The 4207-nt window shown below is 45.3% G+C and carries 4 protein-coding genes; all 4 read left to right on the top strand.

Going from position 1 to position 4207, the window contains the following annotated elements; translation table 11 throughout:
* Positions 1–180, top strand: a 180-nt coding sequence (locus AC5V8P_RS23925) for a PLP-dependent transferase (RefSeq protein WP_495473941.1), incomplete at its 5' end; no start/stop codon positions are given.
* Positions 181–374: 194 nt separating this feature from the next.
* Positions 375–3128 (top strand): PHB depolymerase family esterase, encoded by a 2754-nt coding sequence (locus AC5V8P_RS23920; RefSeq protein WP_064797904.1) that lies wholly within the window; start codon positions 375–377, stop codon positions 3126–3128.
* Between the two features lie 340 nt (positions 3129–3468).
* Positions 3469–3765 (top strand): SDR family NAD(P)-dependent oxidoreductase, encoded by a 297-nt coding sequence (locus tag AC5V8P_RS23915; protein ID WP_231116955.1) that lies wholly within the window; start codon positions 3469–3471, stop codon positions 3763–3765.
* Positions 3725–4000, top strand: coding sequence for an SDR family NAD(P)-dependent oxidoreductase (locus tag AC5V8P_RS23910; protein ID WP_495473940.1), 276 nt, complete (start codon positions 3725–3727; stop codon positions 3998–4000). Before AC5V8P_RS23915 ends, AC5V8P_RS23910 begins: the two co-directional genes overlap by 41 nt.
* The last annotated feature ends 207 nt before the right edge of the window (positions 4001–4207 follow it).

The following is a 4207-nucleotide window of genomic DNA, read 5'->3' as shown; positions in this document are numbered from 1 at the left end:
ACACTGGCTGAGAGCCTGGGAGCAGTTGAAAGTCTGATTAGCGTTCCGGCACGTATGACGCATGCCTCCATTCCGGCAGAACGTCGTGCAGAGCTTGGTATTACCGAAGGCTTGGTACGGATTTCAGTTGGAATTGAAGATCTCGAGGATTTGATCGAAGACTTGCAGTCAGCATTGTAAATAATAAGCATAATGATCAAGAGAGGTGGCAGAAGCCGCCTCTTTTTTTGTTGTGTGAATTAGCTTCTTTTTTGGAAAGCACAGAGGAGTACGCTGAGGCAGTAACGAATAGTTTTATATAGTTCAATTGAATGTTAAACGGAATATAACGCAGCTACGTCTCTGAGGAAACAAAAACCTGGAGGGGGAATGTTATGAGGTTCACACAGCTGGAAAAAGCAACTACGGTGCTGGCGGATCATCCGGTACGTCTGGCGTCTGCTTATGCAGTCGGTCCAGTCGAGCTTCCGGAAAATTGTGGTGTGGGCAGAGAATGGTCGAGTCATTTTACGCATGAGGAATGGAATTTGGAAAAGGCTTGTGGTGAAGATGGAATCGAGCTTTCAGCAGGAGGAAGGGCAGCGTGTCGATTGTTGACCGAACTTGATCCTCGAACCTCCGAACTGAATCTAGGCGTTTTTCCGCCTTTGGCTGAACAAGAGAGACTTTTACTGGTTTCAAATCTACGTTGTATGACAGCACAGGAAGTGATTTTCAGACCGTTTGAAGGAACTGGACAAATTTGGATAGATGGCATACTGGTATATGCAGAATCCGGTCCGTTTCGCTTGTATCTGGAGGAAGGCGATCACACAGTAGTTGTCATTGCTGCGTTTATTCCTGATGAGGCCCGCTCTATTCGTATCAGTGGAAATCAGGTATGTGATGAACCAGATGTGGTAGAACTGCATCGTGAATTTGTAGAGCGTAATATACGTAATCATATGGCTTGGTTAGAGGTTGAGAAAAGTGCTGGCAGAAAAGGGGAAGACAGCCCAATTTTATTTTATTTGCTGCGTAAGGATCGGATCCTTCTTCCCTCAGATCAAACGTTATGGGTCGAGGTAACGAATGATGAGGGGATGAGGTTAGATCAGTTTCCAGCCCATTGGGAGCAGGAGCAAAGCTACGCTTGGGATGAGGAGAAGATCGGGAATACGGGAATGCTGCACTTCACCGTTACCTATCGGGATCATGAAGCCGTAGAGCATCATTTTGTGTATTCGGTACTTGTCCGGCCTTTGGCAGTCGTCGTGGAGGACTTGCAGGAAGAGTATGACCAATACATTCAAGCCTGCGCTAAGGATGTCCTTCATTCTGCACAGAAAATACAAATAGAGGGCCTGCTTGAGGAATTAACCAGGTTAACGGATTTGCCGGAAGATCCTTTTGAAATCTGGGATTCCCGGGGGGTGCGTGAATATATCAGGCTATTAAAACAAATTTTTATACATGGACAGACCAAACAGTCACAGCACCCATCGTTACTTCAGAAAGAACACATTTTTTTGACGGCTGACGGCATTGGCGAAGGATTTTTTGTCTCCCGTTTGGACAATAGTATGCAACGGTATACAATCCAGCTTCCCAGCAACTACACGGCTGAGCGACGGTATCCTCTGATCGTTCTAATGCCTGGCAAGCGATATGAGCTGGGGCTGCCGGATTTTCAGAATAGAGGTTTTGGGCGTGAGTGGGAAGAGGAAGCTATATTTGTTACTTTTTCGTGTCGTGGCGTTACGCTGGGCAGTTATATTGGAGAAGCTGCTTTTTTAGAGGGGCTAGATGTCATACTGCAGGCGTATCAAGTGGATGAAGAACGCATCTATCTGACGGGTTACTCGAACGGTGCATATGCTGCCTGGGCGATGGCACAGGCTTATCCTTCTCGGTTTGCTGCTATTGCGGTTATCTCAGGGGCGCCACATCCCAAACATCTGATAAATCTGTTGAATATGCCAATATTGGATGTGTGCGGAGATCAGGATTACTTATTTGCCCAAGCTTACACAGCTCCTGTAACCGAGCTTTCATCGAACCATTTTAAAGGTGTGGTGGAGCGGCAGTCTAATCATTGGGATACGCACGAGTTAAGACTTTTGGACGGCATACTGGGTTGGCTTATGCAATGGAAAAGAGTTGCCGTACCTCAGCGTATTGCTTACCGGACAGAACGGTCCAGACATAATCGAGCTTACTGGCTGGAATTGATGCGAATGGATGAGAACGAGGAATATGCGGAATTGCGTGGTGAAATGAGTTCCACAGGTGAATTGGATATCGAAGCTGTACATGCTAAAGAATTTGTGATTCATCTCTCACAAGAGGACATGTCTCAAGAGCTGGCCCAAGTTCGTATCGGAGCCCGCATTTTCATGTTGGATTTACGAGAATACAACCGCTTTCGCTTTGTTAAAACACAATCGCACAAACGCCCTTCACCTGAATATCGTTTGATCGCTGAACGGAAGGGAGAGAACAACGAGAGCGCTACCAAAAAAGCGGATGCAGCTAAGGAAATTGACGGTTTACTAGGCACGGGAAGAAATAATGTAAACCATGGTATGGGTGTGCTTGGTGTGTATATGGATCGACTTCATATCGTTCTGCCATCCAGCTACGCTACACCAGAGGAAGAACAGGCGATGAAACGAACGGCCAACGCCTTGGCTAGCCCGCGGACAGCGACCTGGAACCCGTACATCGGTGTCCATTATCCGGTAGTGTCTTCTAATGATATTTTGGAGAAAGCACTGGCTGATAGCAACGTCATTTGTATTACTTCAGGCTTGTCCAGACATGAGCTGCTTCAGAAGTATCAAGCTCATCTTCAAATTACATGTACTGAGGACGGGTATGCATGGGGTGATGATTTTACGGCAGGTGAGTACTGTTTGTCATATATTCAGCCTAGCCCATGGTCTGCAAACCATCAAATGCTTGTGGTAGCGACCAATTCACCACGTATGCTGGGCAAAAACCTTTTTATGCGCAGACTGATTATGCCCGGATATTTTAACGGTCTGCACCCGTATTTAAACAAAGAGATTATTGTATATGATAGCAAGGGAGTGCGTGCTTTTAACTTTACTTCCATTAGACATGCGCAGCAAAAACTGCAAGGCTAATAAAGAAGACAGCTAATTAGACACGATAATCCTAAAATAAAAAAACGTCCGGAGTTGGGGAGGGGGACTGATCCCTTAACGTGAGACAAATCAAAACTCCTTCAAGAGAGCTCAACCATGTCGAGATATGGAAGTAGCCTTGTGCGTCCAACTTTATTGACAAAGCTAAAAAATGTGAATATCATCATAAACGTTTTGAATCCTTCTTCTGTCCAGGGGAAGGCACATTAAGTGCACAGGAAAAGATTAATCTAGTCATGCAATCTATTAATATTATTATAAGATAGTTTTTGATCTATTTAGAGAGCAAATGCTCTCTCTCCGAAGGGGGGAAAACATAATGGGAAATTCATTTGAAAACAAGTCGGTTATTGTAACTGGTTCGAGTAAGGGGAATGGTAAAGGAATCGCCAAAGTCTTTGCTGAAAAGGGAGCTAAAGTAGCCATTATTTCTCGTAACCTTGATAAGGCCGAGATATGCGCTGCCGAAATCAGAGCATCCGGTGGATACGCGCAAGGCTTTAGAGGTGATGTCACGGATCGATCTTCTATGGAAATGATGGCACATTCAGTATCGGTGGCCTTTAGCGGCATTGATGTGTTGTGTGCTAACTTTTATTCGCAGTGCAGCGCTTGAGTTAGCTCCGTTTGGTATTACAATCAATGCGATCATGCCCGGTAATACAATGACTGAAATGATAGAAACCTTCCCAGAATACATTGAAACCATGCTTCTAGCTATTCCATTGAAACGGTTTGGAACCGTTGAAGAAATGGGACATGCAGCTGCATTTCTTGCCTCTAAGGAGGCTGGCTTCATCACGGGACAAACAATTATTATCGACGGAGGGCAGAGCTTGCCTGAATCCTAATAAAAACAAGTTTGTACCAAGAGGAATAAAATGAATCCTTGAGTAGTCATACCCCTGTAAAGTAGACGAATGGAAAAGCTAAGCTGCAAGCGCGTGCCGATACTCGATCGGGGCGCGTTTTTTGAGTTTATCCTGAAAGCGCTGAGCTTCGCTCCGTCATCAGATTTGATATATCGCTTTTTAAGTAGTCCACCCCTTCATCGGGCT

The organism is Paenibacillus sp. N119s (genome assembly GCF_059447605.1).
The sequence above is the reverse complement of the archived record's forward strand: the minus strand, read 5'-3'. Positions and strand labels throughout refer to the sequence as shown.

Bases quoted from the DNA above. Each gene is read 5' to 3' on its own strand.
- AC5V8P_RS23920 (WP_064797904.1), top strand. From the start codon at position 375: ATGAGGTTCACACAGCTGGAAAAAGCAACTACGGTGCTGGCGGATCAT.
- AC5V8P_RS23915 (WP_231116955.1), top strand. From the start codon at position 3,469: ATGGGAAATTCATTTGAAAACAAGTCGGTTATTGTAACTGGTTCGAGT.
- AC5V8P_RS23910 (WP_495473940.1), top strand. From the start codon at position 3,725: ATGTGTTGTGTGCTAACTTTTATTCGCAGTGCAGCGCTTGAGTTAGCT.